This window comes from Acutalibacter sp. JLR.KK004 (assembly GCF_036941085.1).
Classification (GTDB): domain Bacteria; phylum Bacillota; class Clostridia; order Oscillospirales; family Acutalibacteraceae; genus Acutalibacter.
In genome coordinates this window covers 2,017,377-2,033,982 of record NZ_JAYMNQ010000001.1, presented here as the reverse complement: position 1 = coordinate 2,033,982, position 16,606 = coordinate 2,017,377, and the positions used below count along the sequence as shown (strand labels likewise).

At 57.0% G+C, this 16,606-nt stretch carries 17 protein-coding genes and 2 pseudogenes; 12 read left to right on the top strand and 7 right to left on the bottom strand.

The window, feature by feature from the left end; genetic code table 11:
* Nucleotides 1-135: 135 nt before the first annotated feature.
* The 3 genes from add (at nt 136) to VSQ30_RS11130 (ending at nt 5,253) form a co-directional block, all read left to right on the top strand.
* Entirely contained in the window at nt 136-1,104 is a 969-nt protein-coding gene (gene add / locus VSQ30_RS11140) for an adenosine deaminase (RefSeq protein ID WP_334464100.1), read from the top strand.
* 29 nt (nt 1,105-1,133) lie between these two features.
* Nucleotides 1,134-2,363: a murein hydrolase activator EnvC family protein gene (locus tag VSQ30_RS11135; protein WP_334464099.1), complete on the top strand. Its 1,230-nt coding sequence runs from the start codon at nt 1,134-1,136 to the stop codon at nt 2,361-2,363.
* Between the two features lie 310 nt (nt 2,364-2,673).
* Entirely contained in the window at nt 2,674-5,253 is a 2,580-nt protein-coding gene (locus VSQ30_RS11130; RefSeq protein WP_334464098.1) for an FAD-dependent oxidoreductase, read from the top strand.
* 123 nt (nt 5,254-5,376) lie between these two features.
* On the opposite strand, the gene VSQ30_RS11125 is transcribed toward VSQ30_RS11130, so the two are convergent.
* Nucleotides 5,377-6,231, bottom strand: coding sequence for a DUF4368 domain-containing protein (locus VSQ30_RS11125; protein WP_334464096.1), 855 nt, complete (start codon nt 6,229-6,231; stop codon nt 5,377-5,379).
* A gap of 306 nt (nt 6,232-6,537) precedes the next feature.
* On the opposite strand from VSQ30_RS11125, the gene VSQ30_RS11120 reads away from it, so the two are divergent.
* The 7 genes and pseudogenes from VSQ30_RS11120 to VSQ30_RS11090 all read left to right on the top strand — a co-directional run bounded on the left by VSQ30_RS11120 (nt 6,538) and on the right by VSQ30_RS11090 (nt 12,699).
* Nucleotides 6,538-6,960 (top strand): translation initiation factor 2, encoded by a 423-nt coding sequence (locus tag VSQ30_RS11120; RefSeq protein ID WP_334464094.1) that lies wholly within the window; start codon nt 6,538-6,540, stop codon nt 6,958-6,960.
* A gap of 104 nt (nt 6,961-7,064) precedes the next feature.
* On the top strand, nt 7,065-8,018 hold the full coding sequence (locus VSQ30_RS11115) for a toprim domain-containing protein (RefSeq protein ID WP_334464093.1): 954 nt from the start codon (nt 7,065-7,067) through the stop codon (nt 8,016-8,018).
* 177 nt (nt 8,019-8,195) lie between these two features.
* A complete protein-coding gene (locus VSQ30_RS11110) occupies nt 8,196-8,705 on the top strand; it encodes a hypothetical protein (RefSeq protein WP_334464092.1) in 510 nt (169 codons plus the stop codon).
* Nucleotides 8,686-10,176 (top strand): annotated as a pseudogene (locus VSQ30_RS11105) (SpaA isopeptide-forming pilin-related protein); the annotation flags it as partial. The gene VSQ30_RS11110 and the pseudogene VSQ30_RS11105, both read left to right, overlap by 20 nt.
* A gap of 223 nt (nt 10,177-10,399) precedes the next feature.
* A complete protein-coding gene (locus VSQ30_RS11100) occupies nt 10,400-11,452 on the top strand; it encodes a hypothetical protein (protein WP_334464091.1) in 1,053 nt (350 codons plus the stop codon).
* A pseudogene (locus VSQ30_RS11095) lies at nt 11,434-11,742 on the top strand (CHAP domain-containing protein); the annotation flags it as partial. The gene VSQ30_RS11100 and the pseudogene VSQ30_RS11095, both read left to right, overlap by 19 nt.
* Nucleotides 11,743-11,820: 78 nt before the next feature.
* The gene (locus tag VSQ30_RS11090; protein ID WP_334464090.1) at nt 11,821-12,699 is read left to right on the top strand and encodes a DUF6017 domain-containing protein; all 879 of its coding nucleotides are present in this window, start codon (nt 11,821-11,823) and stop codon (nt 12,697-12,699) included.
* A 39-nt stretch (nt 12,700-12,738) separates the two neighbouring features.
* Here the strand turns inward: VSQ30_RS11090 and VSQ30_RS11085 are convergent, their stop codons facing one another.
* Together VSQ30_RS11085 and VSQ30_RS11080 are read right to left on the bottom strand one after the other, a co-directional pair.
* Nucleotides 12,739-12,999, bottom strand: coding sequence for a helix-turn-helix domain-containing protein (locus VSQ30_RS11085; RefSeq protein ID WP_295759829.1), 261 nt, complete (start codon nt 12,997-12,999; stop codon nt 12,739-12,741).
* A 240-nt stretch (nt 13,000-13,239) separates the two neighbouring features.
* Nucleotides 13,240-13,497: a helix-turn-helix domain-containing protein gene (locus VSQ30_RS11080; protein WP_334464089.1), complete on the bottom strand. Its 258-nt coding sequence runs from the start codon at nt 13,495-13,497 to the stop codon at nt 13,240-13,242.
* A 129-nt stretch (nt 13,498-13,626) separates the two neighbouring features.
* Here VSQ30_RS11080 and VSQ30_RS11075 point away from each other — a divergent pair, with 129 nt between their 5' ends.
* Both VSQ30_RS11075 and VSQ30_RS11070 read left to right on the top strand, forming a co-directional pair.
* Nucleotides 13,627-14,034, top strand: a complete 408-nt coding sequence (locus tag VSQ30_RS11075) for a hypothetical protein (protein ID WP_334464088.1) — start codon at nt 13,627-13,629, stop codon at nt 14,032-14,034.
* Nucleotides 14,028-14,552, top strand: coding sequence for an SLOG family protein (locus VSQ30_RS11070; RefSeq protein WP_334464087.1), 525 nt, complete (start codon nt 14,028-14,030; stop codon nt 14,550-14,552). Before VSQ30_RS11075 ends, VSQ30_RS11070 begins: the two co-directional genes overlap by 7 nt.
* Here VSQ30_RS11070 and VSQ30_RS11065 read toward each other — a convergent pair.
* The 4 genes from VSQ30_RS11065 to VSQ30_RS11050 are packed head-to-tail and all read right to left on the bottom strand — an operon-like array spanning nt 14,524 to nt 16,519.
* Nucleotides 14,524-14,715, bottom strand: a complete 192-nt coding sequence (locus VSQ30_RS11065; protein WP_334464086.1) for a hypothetical protein — start codon at nt 14,713-14,715, stop codon at nt 14,524-14,526. The genes VSQ30_RS11070 and VSQ30_RS11065 overlap by 29 nt on opposite strands.
* 36 nt (nt 14,716-14,751) lie before the next feature.
* On the bottom strand, nt 14,752-15,513 hold the full coding sequence (locus VSQ30_RS11060; protein ID WP_334464084.1) for an ATP-binding protein: 762 nt from the start codon (nt 15,511-15,513) through the stop codon (nt 14,752-14,754).
* Nucleotides 15,514-15,533: 20 nt separating this feature from the next.
* Complete coding sequence (locus VSQ30_RS11055) at nt 15,534-15,731, bottom strand: CooT family nickel-binding protein (protein ID WP_334464083.1); 198 nt, start codon at nt 15,729-15,731, stop codon at nt 15,534-15,536.
* A 2-nt stretch (nt 15,732-15,733) separates the two neighbouring features.
* A complete protein-coding gene (locus VSQ30_RS11050) occupies nt 15,734-16,519 on the bottom strand; it encodes an ATP-binding protein (protein WP_334464857.1) in 786 nt (261 codons plus the stop codon).
* Nucleotides 16,520-16,606 lie beyond the last annotated feature (87 nt).

The following is a 16,606-nucleotide window of genomic DNA, read 5'->3' as shown; positions in this document are numbered from 1 at the left end:
CAACTCCTTTGTCAATGTTTTTTTCCGGAAATTCCGGGAGCTTCTCCCTTTTTTCTAAAAATTCCCGGCAGGTTTTGACTTTTTCCTCCCTTTATGCTAAAATATACAGTACAAAATTTACAGGAGGGATGGGCTGTGATTGATCTGCACCTGCATCTGGACGGCTCCCTGCCGGCTGCCTTCATAGGGGAACTTGCCGGGAACCAGGGCGTGGCTTTGCCGGAAAACCTGGAAAAGGCCCTGAAGGCCCCGGAAAACTGCCAGAGCCTTGACGAGTATCTCCAGTGTTTTGACTTGCCCCTGTCCCTGCTGCAAAACGCGGAAGCCCTGGAGCAGGCTGCTTTTACCCTGTGCAGCCTGCTTTACAGCCAGGGCCTGCTGTATGGGGAAATCCGCTTTGCCCCCCAGCTTCACACCCGGAAGGGGCTTACCCAGCGGCAGGCGGCAGAGGCTGTATGCCGGGGCGCGGCCCGGGCGGCGCTGCCTGTACAGGTTATTTTATGCTGTATGCGGGGCGGCCCATACCCTGTAAACCGGGAAACCCTGGATACGGCGGCCGCCCTTCTGGGCAAGGGCGTTTGCGCCTGCGATCTGGCTGGGGCAGAGGGGCTGTATCCCACAGAAGAATACCGGGAGCTTTTCGCCTGCGCCCGCTCTTTGGGGCTTCCCTTTACCATCCACGCCGGGGAGGCCGCAGGCCCCGGGAGCATCCGGGCGGCGCTGGAAATGGGAGCTGCCCGCATCGGCCATGGCGTGCGGGCAGGGGAGGACAGTGCCCTTTTACAGGAGCTTGCCGCCCGGCAGGTCCCCCTGGAGATGTGCCTGACCAGCAACGTGCAGACAAAAGCTATAAAATCCCCGGAAAGCTTCCCCTTGCGAGAATATCTCCAAAAGGGCCTGTGCTGTACGGTGAACACAGACAACATGACGGTTTCCGGGGTGAATCTCCGGGAGGAATATAAAAAGCTTGCCGCTTTGGGGCTTACAGGGGAGGAAAAGGAAGCACTGCTCATAAACGCGGCCAGGGCCGCTTTCCTGCCAGAGGAAAAGCGGCTGGCATTTGAAAAAGAGGCGCGGGCAAAAGGGGACAACTGGCCTGCCTGAGAAAACGAAAAGGGAGGGACTGATACATAATGAAAATGAGAAAAATTTCCCGGGGCGCAAGGGCGCTGGCTTTTATGCTGGCCCTGCTGGCAGCAATCCCCTTTGGGGCCGCCGCCAAGACCATTGAGGAGGTGCAGGCCGAGCAGGAAAGGCTTGCCGCCGAGCACGAACAACTGGAGCAGCAGTTGGAATCCCTGCGGGCCGACGAGGAAAAGGCTTTGGAGTACCAGCAGGCTTTGGAGGAGAAAATTGGGCTGACGGAAAAGAAAATCGACGTGTCCAGAGAGTCCATTCAGGTGATGGACAGGGAAATTACGGGCATGGAGAAAAAGCTGGAGCTTTCCCGGCAGGAATATGAAGAAACCCTTACCACCTTCTCCCAGCGGGTGCGGGCGCTGTACATGTCCGGCTCTGTGGGCACTTTGGAAATCCTGTTAAGCTCTGACAGCTTTTCTGATTTTTCCATGAAGTCGGAAATGCTTTCCGCAGTGACAAAGCACGACCAGCGGCTCGTGGAAAAAATTGAGGAGTACCTTCAAAAGACCCAGCAGGACAGGGAAGCCCTGCAGGACATGCGGGAGGAAGAAGCCCAGGTGAAGCGGGAGCTGGAGGCGGCCCAGGAGGAGCTGGAGGGCCTTTATGAAGAGAACAACACCCTGATTGCCGACCTGGAGGAGCGCCAGGTGATGACCCAGGACGTTATCGCCCAGAACGAAGAGGAGGATGCGGCCCTGGAAGCAGAGCTGCAGCGGCTGATTGAGGAGCGCAACGAGGAAGAGCGCCGCCGGAAGGAAGCCGAAGCCTTGGCCGCCGCCCAGGGGGGCAGCGTGTCCCCGAACCCTGGCGGCAGCACCGTAAACCTGCGGGGGGACTTTGCCCCCATGTGGCCCCTGCCGGGGGTGGGCTATGGCAGCATCACCGGGAACTATGGGGATATGTATTTTAACGGGCCTCATAACGGCATGGATATCGGCGCGGGATACGGCACCCCCATCGTGGCGGCCCAGTCCGGGCAGGTGCTTTCCGCGGAGTATCACTGGTCTTGGGGCAACAATGTGCTTATCTGGCATAATTCCAGCTTTTCCACCCGGTATGCCCATTGCAGCTCCCTGGCGGTGTATCCGGGGCAGTATGTAGAGGCGGGACAGACCATTGGCTATGTGGGCAGCACAGGGCAGTCCTTTGGCAACCACCTGCATTTTGAGGTGTATGCAAACGGCGTGCGCACAGATCCCCGGTATTATCTGGCGGGTTTTTAAAAAGCGTTTGAGGCTTCCTTTTGGAGGCCTCTTTTTTTGACAGGATCCGCTTTTTCTCCCAGGATGGCTTTGTTCTGAAACGGGAAAAATCTGCGGCGCGCGTTGACTTCACAGGCGGAATGGGGTATACTCTATTTGTATATATAAAGGCAGCACCGCACAATCCCCTGCTTCCGTCTTAAGCGGTATTGCCTAAAGCAAAGCGGTTCAAAAGAGGCGGAAACCGGGCTTTACCGGTTTTCAGGTGCGCTTGCCATAAAACCTCTCTGCAAATTCGCCGTTTCAGTACGGCTGGAAAGGAACGCGAAATATGAAATTGCTGATTATCGGCGGGGTTGCCGCCGGGACAAAAACCGCCGCCAAGTTTAAGCGGGAAAACCGGGAGGCAGAGGTTACCCTTCTGTCTAAAAGCGGGGACATCTCCTATGCCGGGTGCGGCCTTCCCTACTATGTGGGCGGGGCCATCCAGGACAAAGGGGAGCTGATTGTCAACACCCCCCAGCGGTTTTCCGCCCTCACCGGGGTGGAGGTGAAAACCCTGCGGGAGGCTGTGAAAATCCTGCCGGAGGAAAAGCGGGTGGAGGCCAAAAACCTTGCCACAGGGGAGACGGAAACCTATGGGTATGACGCTTTGGTAATTGCGGTGGGCGCGTCCCCTGTAATGCCCCCTGTGGAAGGCGCGGAGCTGCCCGGGGTGTTCCAGGTGCGCACGCCTGGGGACGCGGTGGCCATCCGGGAATACCTGGAGGAAAACAATGTGAAGAAAGCCGTGGTGGCAGGCGGCGGGTTTATCGGCCTGGAAATGGCGGAAAACCTGCTGCAAAAGGGTGTGGCCCCCACCGTGGTGGAAGCGGCGTCCCAGATCCTGCCCGGGGTGCTGGATCCGGAAATGGCAGGGTATGTGAAGCGCCATTTGCAGCAAAACGGCGTGCGGGTGCTCACCGGGACAAAAGCCCAGGGGATTTCCGGGCAGGAGCGGGCAGAGGCTGTGCAGACCTCCGGCGGCAGCCTGCCCTGCGGCGCGGTGGTTTTCTCTGTGGGCGTGCGGCCCAACACAGCCTTTTTAGAGGGCACAGGCATTGAGATGCAGAAGGGCGCTGTGGTGGTGGACGAAAAGCTGCGCACCAGCCTGCCGGACATCTATGCCGCTGGGGACTGCGCCCTGGTGAAAAACCGGCTGACCGGCAGGACCCAGTGGTCGCCCATGGGCTCCTCCGCCAACCTGGAGGGCCGCACCCTGGCCCAGGCCCTGGCCGGGGAGGAAAAGTCCTTTGCCGGGGTGCTGGGCACTGCCGTGTGCAGGCTGCCCGGGCTGAACGTTGCGAAAACCGGGCTTACGGAGCAGGCCGCTAAAGACGCGGGCTACAACGTGGAGACAGCCCTCATTGTCACAGATGACAAGGCCCATTATTACCCCGACTCCTCCTTCTTTGCCATCAAGCTGCTGGCGGACAGGGACACCCGCGCCCTTTTAGGCCTGCAGGTGTTGGGGCCTGGGGCAGTGGACAAAATCTGCGATTTAGGGGTGCTGGCCATCTCCATGGGGGCAAAGCTTTCCGATTTGGAAAACCTGGATTTAGCTTACGCGCCCCCCTTCTCCACAGCCATCCATCCCTTTGTCCAGGCAGTATACGTGCTGGAAAACAAGCTGGACGGGGTGCTCCAGAGCATGACCCCGGCAGAGTATGCCGCAGGGGCAGCCGAGGGGTATACCATTATAGACACCAACCAGCAGCCTGTTATCCGGGGGGCAAAATATGTGGATCTGTCCACTGTCACTGGGCCAATCCCGGGCATTGATAAGGATGAAAAGCTTCTTCTGGTGTGCGCCAAGGGCCGCCGGGCCTATTTCCTCCAGAACCGCCTGAAGGCGCTGGGATATGAGAACACCCTGGTGCTGGAGGGCGCCACCTCCTTTAACGAGGTGAGAGTGAAAGCGGCTGGGGCCGCTGTGCCCCCGGAGGAGGTCACCCGGGTAAAGGCCCTGGGCTTCCTGTGGGACAAAAACACCCCCGACTGCTTTAACGGCCGGGTTATCACCCGCAATGGCAAGATTACGGCGGAGGAGATGCGGGCCATCACCGAGGCCGCCGAGAAATACGGCAGCGGGGAAATCGCCATGACCTCCCGGCTGACCATTGAAATCCAGCATGTGCCCTTTGACAACATTGAGCCTCTGCGGGAGGAGCTGATGGCGGCGGGCCTGGAAACCGGCGGCACCGGCAGCAAGGTGCGGCAGGTGGTTTCCTGCAAGGGCACCACCTGCCAGTATGGACTCATTGACACCTTTGCCCTGTCAGAGGAGATCCACGAGCGGTTCTTCCATGGGTATGCAGGGGTGAAGCTGCCCCACAAGTTCAAAATCGCCGTGGGCGGCTGCCCCAACAACTGCGTGAAGCCTGACCTGAACGACCTGGGGGTTATCGGGCAGAAGGTGCCGGAAATTGACCTCAGCAAGTGCCGGGGCTGCAAGGTCTGCCAGGTGGAGCGTGCCTGCCCCATCCATGTGCCTGTGGTTGCGGACGGCAAGGTGATTATTGGCGATGCCTGCAACCACTGCGGCCGCTGTGTGGGCAAGTGCCCCTTCAAGGCGGCGGAAAGCTTTGTGCCAGGCTACCGGGTGTATATCGGCGGGCGCTGGGGCAAGAAGTTTGCCCATGGGCGGTATCTTGACAAGGTGTTTACGGATAAAGAAGAGGTGCTGGCTGTAATTGAAAAGGCCATCCTGCTGTTCAGGGAACAGGGCATTACTGGGGAGCGCTTTGCGGACACCATTGCCCGCCTGGGCTTTGAGAACGTGCAGGAGCAGATTCTCTCCGATGAGATTCTCTCCCGCAAGGAGGAAAACCTTTCCGCCCAGAAGCATTTGAAGGGCGGCGCAACCTGCTGAGTTTCTGAATTGGCAGACGAAAGGGTTTCTAAAAAATAGGAAAAGCAGCAAAAAGCGCCCGCCTTAAGTTAGATACTCGTAAGACAGTATTAGATTTGTTTTTTGGAAACGGCGTAGCGTTGGCTATGCCGTTTCCCCGTTTTGTAAGTCGTTCAGCAGGGACGCGGGGAGTATTCCCACAAGGTCATAGGATATGTCAATCTGCTGTTCCCTGTGTCCGTTTGAAGTGTCCGGCATATGGACGTAAACTGCTTTCACCATGTCATTCAGTACGGCGGGGGTCAGTTCGTCCATGTCGAGATACTCATGTACCTTGCTGATGAACCGTTCAATGTTCTCTGCCTGTTCTTCCTGTTGGTTAATTTCCTCATTCAGTTGCAACAGCTTTTCCCGCAGTTCTTCCTGCTCCTGTTCGTAATCGTCAGAGAGCATTTGAAATCTGCTGTCAGAAAGTTTACCATTTGCGTTATCTTCATAAATACGCTTAAACAATCGGTCAAGTTCCGCAATTCGGCGTTCTGCTTGCGTCAGTTGCCGCCGCTTTGCTGTCAACTCCCGTTTTGCGTCTGCTTTCTGTTTTGCGCCCATAGCCTTACGGAATTGTTCTTCATGGTTGGCTACACAGGCAATCGTCAGCCGGAGATGAGCAAGCACACCCTGTTCCAAAACTACGGCGCGGATATAATGCGTCGGGCAGACTTCCTTTCCTTTGAGCCTTGAAGTGGAACACACAAAATGGTCTTGCCGCGCTTCAAAATTTTTGCTTGTGCAGTAGTACAGCTTTTCGCCGCAGTCAGCACAGCGGACAATGCCGGAAAACATATTTGTCTTTCCCGTTCTTGTCGGGCGGCGTTTGTTCTTCCGTAATTCCTGTACTCGCGCCCATGTGTCAGCATCTATGATTGCTTCATGGGTATTTTCAAACCTTGTGTAGATAAACGAGATGCCGCCCCAAAACACCGTGATAAAGTCAAACAATGTGCGGAAAATCCGAAGATTATAGCCAATAAAAGAAGGAAAAAGTTAGATATTTCAAAGCAGCCTCCCGTTTCAAAAAATTTACGCACCAAAGATGCAAAGTCCGCTATTTATGGACGGAGTAAACTCGCTATCCACCTACCCCCAAAGTGACCGGAAAAGTCCGGCAGCTCTGGGGCTTTTGTTTTCCCACCACTGTTACATTTGCTTCGTTTGCACTCTGGTTCTTTGGTGGTGTTGGTAATAGCTTTCTCCATGCCTTTCGGCTATACTTGCCTTGCAATCAGCGGAAAGGAGAATAGCACCATGCCAGCTACAAGAAACCTTTGTGCGCAACTGCCCCTGGACCTGCACCAGCGCGTCTGCGAGGCCAGAGAGGAATCGGGCCTGACCACCGCGCAGTACATCACCAATCTGTTACTCGAATACTATGAAATGAAAGAAAATGGAGGAAATGCAGCTATGACGAATGGCAAGAATCGAACCCTGGCCTTCCAAATCGATGAAGAACTTTTTCAGCGGATCAAGGCGCACCTGGAGCGAGAGAGCGCCCGCCTGGGCCGGAAGGTCACCCAGCGGGAGTTCGTCCTGAACGCAATCATCGGAGTGCTGAACATGAGTGAGCCGATGGACGTGGACGAGGCCGGTGTCAGCCCCTGTGAGGCCGGGGCGGAGGACGGCAGCGCCCAGCCCCAGGAGGAGGACACCCCCGCCGCGTTGAGCGCGTAGTGGGCCGTGTGAGGCGGCGACAACCAAACAGCAGATGAGAGGCCCCCAGAGCATCCCGATCACCGGGATGCTCTGGGGGCCTCTTTTCGTTTTCGCCAAAGGAGGTGACTACTACGAGACGAACCCCAAATCCAGAGGATTTCTGGAAATTCACGGACGAGGAGATGGAGACTGCCAAGGGGACAGACCTGCCGGACCTGCTGGAACACTTGGGCTACACCGTCCGCCGCCTGGGTAGCCGGTATCACACCACCAGGGAGATGGACAGCCTCCGCATCAAGGACCGCCGGATCTGGAAGCGCTACTCCAACGGCACGGGCGGGGACGCCATCACGTTTTTGCAGGAGTTCTGCGGCAAGGATTTCCGGGAGGCGGTGAACTACCTGCTGGAGTTCAATGGAGGCCGCGCCAGGGACTCCCCCATCCCCCACCCCAAGCCTGTCCAGAAGAAGGAAAAACCTGTCTTCACCCTGCCCATCGCCCATGCAGATCAGCGGCGGGTGTTTGCCTATCTTCAAAAGAGAGGCATCGCCGCCCAGGTCATCCGTGGCTTTATCGACTCCGGCCTGCTCTATGAGGACAGCCTGCACCACAACTGCGTGTTCGTGGGCCGGGAGGCCAGCGGCAAGCCGGTGTTCGCCAGCAAGCGCGGCACCTATGACCTGAACGGCTCCGGTTTCAAGGGTGATGCGGTAGGCAGCGACAAGAACGTGGCCTTCCGCCTCCCCTGCGACCCGGCTCTGGATTGGGTGGCGGTATTCGAGGCCCCCATCGACCTCATGAGCTTCTGCACCCTCCACCGGCAGGTGCGGAGCAACGCCGTGGCTCTGTGCGGCCTGTACCAAGGCCCGCTGGACACCTACCTGCGGGAGAATTCACACCTGAAGCGGATCGTTCTTTGCCTGGATGCGGACGGGCCAGGGCGGGAAGCTACAGAGAAGTTCCAAGCGGAGTACGCAGAAAAAGGTTACACCGTATCCGCCCGCGCCCCTGCCCATGGCAAGGATTGGAACGAGTACCTGTTGCAGCGAGGCCGGACCAGAGAAAGGGGGAAATAGGGCTCCCACGGCAGCCCAGCGAAGCGGGTGCCGTGGGAAAAGGAGGAGCAGCGAAGTGAGCGAGTCCTGCCGCTTGCGGCGGGACGAGGGATACGGAGCTTGCGACGATGCAGTCAGGCCGCTGCCAGATAATTCATCATCCAGGCTGAAAAATACGAAAAAACGGAGGAAAATACCATGAAACGCATTTTCACCATCCTGTGTGCCCTGGCCCTTGTCATGGCTGGGAGCGCCACCGCCCTGGCGGCGGAACCGGAAGCGGGCCAGAGCGCCAGCTATTACCCCGTGTCCGTGGAGGAGTACACCTACGGCGACTTTGACGAGCTGCGGATCAACAAGATCTATCAGCTCTCGCTGGCAGACGATCCCAGCCTCATCCCCACCGAGGACTTCATCCGCAACGGGCGGCGCTACTATCTGCTGGACATGACCCGGAAGGACGAGGTGGGGGTGGACATCCAAACTCATACAGAAGCCGTCACCCAGGCCAGCGATACCAATAACCTGGAGACCATCCTCCAGCGGCTGGACGCGGAGATGGAGGTGACCACAGAGGACGGCTATGTGGGCATCCTTCGGCTGGACCACACCAGCGTCCAGGTGACCACAGACGGCTACGCCACCAAGACCAGCACCCTCACCGCCAGCCGCAGCTATCCCAATCTGTCTGGACCGCATCACCGATGAAAACGGCGAGATCAACATCACGGACCTGGAGCCGGGTGTGTACTCGGTCAAGGAGACCGCCACGGTGGCGGACCACATTCTGGATGTGCGGGAGTACCATGTGGAGCTGTTCCCCGGCCAGATCAGCACCATCACCATCGAGAACCAGAAGCGGCCCAACCTGATCGTCTATAAAAAGGATGCGGACACCGGCGAACCCATCCCCAACACCGTTTTTCTGGTGAAAGCGGCGGACGGCCATAGCGTGGACGAGATCAAGACGGACAGTGAGGGCAAGGCCGTCCTGTCCAACCTGCTGCCGGGGGTGTATGAGATCTCCGAGAAGTCCGTCCCCGCCCCCTGGCTGATGGACGCCCCGCCCCAGCTGGTGACGCTGTACGCCAACCGGGAGCATAGCGTCTACTTTGAAAATCACAAAAAGCCGGTCTTGACCATCAACAAGGTGGACAGCGTCACCGGCAGCCCCATCCAGGGGGCCAAGTTCCAGGTGTGGTACGGCAGCAACAACACCAGCACCGGGGAGCTGAACAGCCTGGGCGTGTTCTTCTCCGACGCCAACGGGCAGATCGTCATCGATAACCTTCGGGACGGCTGGTACAAGGTGACGGAGCTGGAACCCGCCGCGGGCTTCACCATCAAGCAGCCCGCTACCCAGGAGTTCTACATCAAGGGCGGCGAGAGCAAAACGGTGGTGTTCGAGAATACCCCGCTCAATGGGATCGTAGTGGAGAAGTATGATTCCGTCACCGGCGAGGCCCTCCCCGGCTGCACCTTCCAGCTGAAGTACCTGGGCGGGACCAGCGGCACAGGCGGCACCGCCATCGGCACGAAGGTGACTGGCAAAAACGGGACCGCCATCTGGACGGGCCTTAAGCCCGGCACCTATGTGCTGGAGGAGGTGGACCCTGCCGATGGCTACAGTATCATCCAGTCCTCCGAGACCATCTTCCTGGCGGACAGCGGGGAGCAGAGCGTGGTCACCGTGCGCTTCACCAACGCCCCGGACGGGACCCTGCTGATCAGGAAAGTCTGCTCCGTCAACCCCTCCATCACCCTCCAGAATGCGGAGTTTAAGGTGGCCTACGCGGACGGTTCTGTGGTAGGAGACAGCAACGGCATCTACAGAACAGACGAAAATGGAGAGATCCGCATCCCCGGTCTGAAGCCCGGAAAGAGCGTGGTGGTCACCGAGACCCGCGCCCCCGCCGGATTTTTGATCGACACTCAGAGCCAGACCATCCAGATCCAGGAGGGCAAGACCGTATCCCTCACGTTCAAGAATCAGCCCAAGGGCCAGTTGATCGTGCAGAAGCGGGACAGCCTGACGGGCCAGCCCCTCCCCAACGCGGAGTTCCGCATCACCACCGCCGCTGGCTGCGAGGTGGGCCTGGACGGGGTCATCGGCACATCTACTTTGACCCAGAACGGCCTGTTCACCACCGACAGCAACGGCGAGATCCGGATCACTAACTCTGTCACCGTCAATGTGATCGAAGCCATTGGCCGCCGCATCCGGGCGGTGGATGAGCAGCTCCGAAAGGAGGCAGCGGCATGAGCGAGATCGGCATCAAGGATACCTGTTCCATTGACGCTCCCTCCTTTGGAGGACAGTGTACCATAAAATGGCGGAAAACGCAAAAGTGAGGTGAGAGAGTATCGCAAAAATCAAAGAAAAACGCACAGTAAAGGGCAGATTGAAGGAAAAAGTCAAGGCCGCGCCCAAGGTACTTGTCCGCCGTGGGCTGGACGATGGTACGGAACGCCTGCGGGGCCAACTCCGGGAAACCGCCCAGCGGGGGCAGGCCAGCGACTACGGCGGCGACCGGATCGAGGACACCGCCGCCCGTGTAGCCTATCAGGCGCGGCGTGGGGTGGAATCTCTTCTGAAGAAGAAAAAGTCCGCCAAGGGCCAGGAGCAGACTGAAGGATCGCGCACCACCGCAGACCAACTCACACAGGAGATCCCGGCAGATCCACCGCCGCCAGAAGTCCCGGCAGAGCAGCCTTCACCCCATGACCCGATTCCACGGGAACGCCCCCGGATCAAAACATGGGAAGCTGTTTCTACCAGGGAGGGCGGCGCCGGCGCTGGGCCATCCCCTGGGGAGCGGATGAAGCAGGGGCAGATCAAAACCAGGGAGTCCGCTGTACATGATGATCCCCGCCCGGATGTTTCGCCCGCGCCGCAGACCGGATCGGGGGCGCCCCAGATTAGGACGAGAGAAAGCACTGCCCGTGAAATCCCCGCTGATGCGGGATCGGCCCCGCAGGTAAGATCGGAGCTGCCGAAGATCAAGACGAGGAGCGCTGTCACCAGCGCCCCCTCTGGCGGCAGTACCGCTCCTCCTGCTGACCATAGGCCGGGGACGCCTGATCGGCTGTCCATCAAGACCAGAGAAGCCTGCATTCAAAGTCAACCTGTACCAGAGCAGCCGCCCCAGGCGCTCGTGCAGGGCGGGCAGGAGTTTGTGCGGGAGCGTGGCCGTGCCGCAGCCATGAAGCGGGCAGAGGGCCAGCGGATGGTGAATGGTGGGGAGACTGCATCCCCTCCCGCTCCAAGCCAGCGCAGGTACGCTGGTGGGCAGGGCCGGCGCACCTCGGTCCAGGCTGTGCGCAGGCCGCCAAGTCCGGGAGAACCGGACACCCGGCCTGTGCGGGATGGTGGACGGACGATCATCAAAACGGCCCGCTCCGGGCGAAAGACCACAGAACGCACCGCCCGCCAGACTACATTGACGCTGGAGTGATTCCCAAGTTCGCCGGCTGCACAGGCGGCTCTAATTGGTTTAAAGACCGGGGCCAGTGGCAGGATGGCGACTATGAGCCACGTCCCGGAGACCTGATATTTTTTGACTGGAACAATAAAGGCGGCTCCGGGCCGCAGGACGATGTGCCGGACCATGTGGGCATCGTGGAGCGGGTGGAGAATGGCGTGGTCTACACCGTGGAGGGCAACTCCGGCGATAGCTGCCGCCAGAACACCTATAGCGTGGGCCATTATGAGATCTGGGGCTATGGCTGTCCCATTTACAACTAAACAGCAAAATCCTATCAATCGCAAGCGGCGGAGAAGCAGTTTCTCCGCCGCTTAACTATTATAAAGGAGCAAAATATTATGGCAGTTTTTAGAGTAGAACGCACCCAGAATTACACCGTCATGAGCAATTACCACCTGCGGGATAAGACCATCTCCTTCAAGGCAAAGGGCCTGCTGTCCCTGATGCTTAGTCTCCCGGAAGATTGGGATTATACCTTGGTCGGCCTCACCCGCATCAGCTTGGAGGGCAAGGACGCTATCCGGGCCGCCGTGGTGGAGCTGGAGAAAGCCGGGTATGTCACCCGCTCCCGTGTGAGAAATGAAAAAGGTCATCTGCAAGGGACTGAGTACGTTATCCGGGAACGGCCTGTTTTTTCGGCCCAGCCTGCGTTGGAGGAACCTGCGTCGGAAAATCCAACGTTGGAGGACACAACGCAATTAAATAGAGATAAAAACAAAATAACTGATTCACAAATTACGGAATCATTTCCCTTCCCTTCATCCCTTCCCGCAGCCACCGCCCCTACTACGGCACAACAGCCGGAAGCGAAGGAAAGGAACCGGAGCAGGCGCGGCAGTATGAGCAAAGGCGAGATGGACACCTATCGGGGGCTGATCCGGGAGAACATCGGCTATGACGATTTCGTGCGGGAGCATCCCTATGACGCCGCACAGTTGGACGAGATGGTGGAGCTGATGGTGGAGGCGGTCTGCTCCAGAAAGAAAAATATCCGGGTGGCAGGGAACGACTTCCCCCAGGCAGTGGTGAAGTCCCGGCTGCTGAAGCTGGACGGAGAACATATCCGCTTCGTGTTCGACTGCCTCCGTGAGAACACCACCCAGGTGCGGAACATGAAGCAGTACCTGCTGACCGTGCTTTACAACGCCCCGGCCACGATTGAGAACCACTACGCCGCCCAGGTCAACCATGACCTCTACGGCGGGGAGGCGGCATAGAGGCAGAAACAGCGCCCTGCCGCTGACAAGGCGCTGTTCTCATTTCGTTGGGGGCAGGGTGGCGTTCAGCAGATCTCCCGCTCGGACGCCAAGAGCATCCGCAATGTTGTATAGCACTTCGAGGGAAAAGGGCCGCACGATGTTGGGGGCCTCAATGGAACTCAGATGGGAACGGCTGATCTTCGCCTTCTCTGCCAGCTTTTCCTGGGACATCCCTTGCATTTTTCGCAGGCTGGCGATCATCAGGCCAAGTTCGATGAACCTGTCCCGATTGCTGAATTCCACTTCCTTCTTGCTCATCCACGGCATCCCCCTGTGATTAGGATGCCTTTATTATAAAATTTTTGCGCTTTGTTATCCGCTCTTATAGTTGAGCTATTGACTAATATATTGAGCAAATGTATAATATACAAGTCTTACATACACAGAGCGGAAAACGAAATCCTCGGTTTGGTGCCGGAGGATCAGGAGCAGAATAGAAAACAGAGGCCGGAGCGGTAACTGCAAAATCCTCCCGTGCCGCTTGGCATGAGAGGATTTTTAATGCTCATTCTCATCAGGATCGAGTCCGTGAAAAAAGTCATCATATGGGCATCCGTAGATCTTCCTTAATTCTATCAAAACACTGGCACGTATGTTCAGCTCGCCAGCCTCATATTTGGCGTAGGTAGTTCTCCCAATATCACATCCCCGCCGTTGTAACTCCGCACATAGCTTTTCCTGCGATATATGACGGCTTTTGCGGAGCCTTCTTAAATTGTCGCCCATATTTCTATCACGCCTGATTTTCTGCTCCATATGCCGCCCCACTATTTTCGACCAGTATTGGTTGCAAGTAGTGTTAGTATATGCTATACTGAGCGGCAGTATTGTCCGTGATACTGGTCAGCTTGGGAAATATATCACGACAAGAAAGGAAAAATTTTTATGATCTATGATGAAAGCACGAAAAAAGAACTGGACGCCATTCTCAAAGCCTTTGAGAATTACATTGATGGGCAGAACTATTTCGATATAGTCTACTCCAAAAAAATCGGCTATGTCTGGATCGTGGTTGATGAACCCGGCGCGGCAGGAGCGGAGCAGCTTGACACACCGGAGGCCCTGCTGGACAACCTGTTCAATGACATTATCAACGATGTTGTTGCTCCCCGTTCAACCACCCACCTCAATGAAACGCGCACTATGACGGAGAGCGAGGAAGCGGAGTGCCGCCGCAGGATCACCGCCATTCTGGAAACGATTGAGGGCGGCGGGGCCGAGTACCTGGAATACCTGGATGAGTATATCCAGGACTACCAGGAACGCTACGCCGGGGACGGTGGATCGTGTTAGAAAACTGCTGCGCGTTCACCGGCCACCGTCCGCATAAGTTTCCCTGGAAGGAAAATGAGGCGGACAGCCGATGCGTGGCGCTGAAAGCGGTGTTGTTGGAGCAGATCGCCGCGCTGGTGGACGTAAGCTTTACACAATTCCTGTCCGGGATGGCCGAAGGAACCGATACCTGGTCGGCCCTCTCCGCCCTCGACTTAAGAGAGAAGAATCCCGCGATCAAGCTCCACTGTATCCTCCCCTGCAAGGAGCAGGCGGACAAGTGGTCAGCTTCATCGCGGGACCTCTATCATTCTATCCTGGATCGGGCGGATTCCATTGTCTACGTCAGCAGGACCTACTACAAAAATTGTATGCTGGACCGCAACCGCTTTTTGGTGGACCACACCGCCGCTCTGCTGGCCGTTTATAACGGAGAACGGCGCGGCGGAACGGCGGCGACTGTGCGCTACGCTCAGAAGATGGGCCGGGAGATCATCGTGATCGACCCTCTTACCCGGTTAATCTCCCATTCGGGATGATCTGCTCCTCTTTATGGAACACATACCCACACGCACAAGCAAAATCGTCAATCAGCCGCCCCTTAATGGTGAACACTTCCACTTCATCACCGCAGTTTGGGCAGACACGCTCATCCAGCACAGGCGTCTTGTTCTTTTCTTCGCATCCGCCGAGAACGCTCATTTTCAATACCTCCCTGTTCTTGATAAGAAGATCGGCTTATAGCCCCAGCTTGCCAACGATCCCCTGCAACGCTTTACGAACGGGGGAATCTGCGGGTAGCGTCACCGTGGGACGGCCATCACAATCATATTGATAGACCAGATTATCATGGGGGACAACCCCCAGCAGCTCCAAGCCTTGCTTTTCAATTTCCTCCCGTGTTCCCTCGTTCAGTTCCCCATTTGGCGCACGGTTGACGATCAGTGCTACACGCTCCGTTTTCAACCCCAGCTCCTTGATAAGCTGTGCGATCCGGCCAGCAGCCTGGACACCCCGGCGGGAGCAATCGCTGACCAAGATGGTGGTATTCATGTTGGGCAGCAGGCCCCGGCTGATATGTTCCAGTCCGGCCTCATTGTCCACCACGATGTAGGGATAATTTCCCTCCAGCTTTTGCATCTGCGTTTGTAGCAGGCCATTGACAAAGCAGTAGCAGCCTTGGCCTTGGGTACGGCCCATCACCAGAAGATCAAAGTCATCGTCCTCCACCAGCGCGTCATTGAGCCGCATCTCCGCCCAGGTGTTTTTCTGCATCCCCACCGGCAGGGCATTTGTCCCCGCCCGCTCGATTTCCTCGCGGATTTCTCCCAGGGTACTTTCAACCTCAACGCCCAAAACCTCATTCAAGTTGGAATTGGCATCGGCGTCCACTGCCAGCACGGGTTTCCGTCCGGTTTCACAGAGGTACTGGATCAGCAGTCCGCAGAGAGTAGTTTTCCCTACGCCGCCCTTTCCGGCCATTGCAATGACATGAGCCATATTTTCATGTCCTTTCAAAATTATGTTGCCGCCGCTTCTTTCACAACAAAATAGCCGCTGACCATATCTGCTTCCAGAATTTCTCCCTCTAAGGCCATTTCCCGATCCATCAAATCGGTAAAAATGACCATGCCATCTTCGCAGCGGATATGTGTGACATTTTTTAGAACAATGCGGCTGGGATGACGCTCTCCCTTATAAATTGTCGAGAGGCACATTCTTACACCAGACCTCCCGAAATCAGGTCCTGCGCCAATTCCTGCACACCAGAACAGCTATTTGTAAGCTCTGCGCCAATCAGGCCAGCGGCGGCAATCTGAGAATCAGCGGGCAGGGTCGCCGCAATTTTTCCCGAATCCGCCACGGCATCCACCATGGCCTGCCGTGTATCGTCTGTAACTTTGTTGAGAACAAACCAAACCGGCTTGCCGATACTGCCGCCCAACTCCTGAATTTTTTTCGACAGCCGCAGGGATTCAAAAGAAGGATCAACGATCATCAGCAGCAGGTCAACGCCGTTATCCACTCCACGCCCAAAATGCTCAATGCCCGCCTCCATATCCATCAAAGCAAATTCGTTTTCCGACAACCGCAGGTTTGCGATAAACTGCTGAATAACATTGTTCATCGCGCAGGCGCAGCCCTCGTTGGCCTGATGAATCTTGCCGCTGGCCATGAGCATCAAGCCATCCTTTTTGCCGCAGTACCCTTCCGGGATGTCTGAAAGCGACCAGGGACCGTCAAAGAATTTGTGAGCAAAATTGGAGAGCATCATATCCTTCAGCACGTTCTCCTTGCCGCCGAAAAACGCGGTGAAGTCCTTGGGCAGCTCCATCCCAAGCTGGCGGTGCAAGCCATAGTTGGATTCATCCGAATCAACGACCAACACCCGCTTTCCAGCGCGGGCCAGTGCCTTTGCCAGCAGAGCGGTGGTGGTGCTTTTTCCGCAGCCGCCCTTTCCGCAGATCGCTATTTTCATAGTGGTTCCTCCATTCGTTCGTAAGATGCCCTCATTATAAAAAAATTGTCCAAGACTACAACCCCCGGTGGGGGATATAGTCCTGGACGTTTTTCTGGAATATGTGCGGAATTA

Coding starts and splice junctions, on each gene's coding strand:
- VSQ30_RS11135 (WP_334464099.1), top strand. CDS start 1,134: ATGAAAATGAGAAAAATTTCCCGGGGCGCAAGGGCGCTGGCTTTTATG.
- VSQ30_RS11130 (WP_334464098.1), top strand. CDS start 2,674: ATGAAATTGCTGATTATCGGCGGGGTTGCCGCCGGGACAAAAACCGCC.
- VSQ30_RS11120 (WP_334464094.1), top strand. CDS start 6,538: ATGCCAGCTACAAGAAACCTTTGTGCGCAACTGCCCCTGGACCTGCAC.
- VSQ30_RS11110 (WP_334464092.1), top strand. CDS start 8,196: ATGAAACGCATTTTCACCATCCTGTGTGCCCTGGCCCTTGTCATGGCT.
- VSQ30_RS11090 (WP_334464090.1), top strand. CDS start 11,821: ATGGCAGTTTTTAGAGTAGAACGCACCCAGAATTACACCGTCATGAGC.
- VSQ30_RS11085 (WP_295759829.1), bottom strand. CDS start 12,999: ATGAGCAAGAAGGAAGTGGAATTCAGCAATCGGGACAGGTTCATCGAA.
- VSQ30_RS11080 (WP_334464089.1), bottom strand. CDS start 13,497: ATGGAGCAGAAAATCAGGCGTGATAGAAATATGGGCGACAATTTAAGA.
- VSQ30_RS11075 (WP_334464088.1), top strand. CDS start 13,627: ATGATCTATGATGAAAGCACGAAAAAAGAACTGGACGCCATTCTCAAA.
- VSQ30_RS11065 (WP_334464086.1), bottom strand. CDS start 14,715: ATGAGCGTTCTCGGCGGATGCGAAGAAAAGAACAAGACGCCTGTGCTG.
- VSQ30_RS11060 (WP_334464084.1), bottom strand. CDS start 15,513: ATGGCTCATGTCATTGCAATGGCCGGAAAGGGCGGCGTAGGGAAAACT.
- VSQ30_RS11055 (WP_334464083.1), bottom strand. CDS start 15,731: ATGTGCCTCTCGACAATTTATAAGGGAGAGCGTCATCCCAGCCGCATT.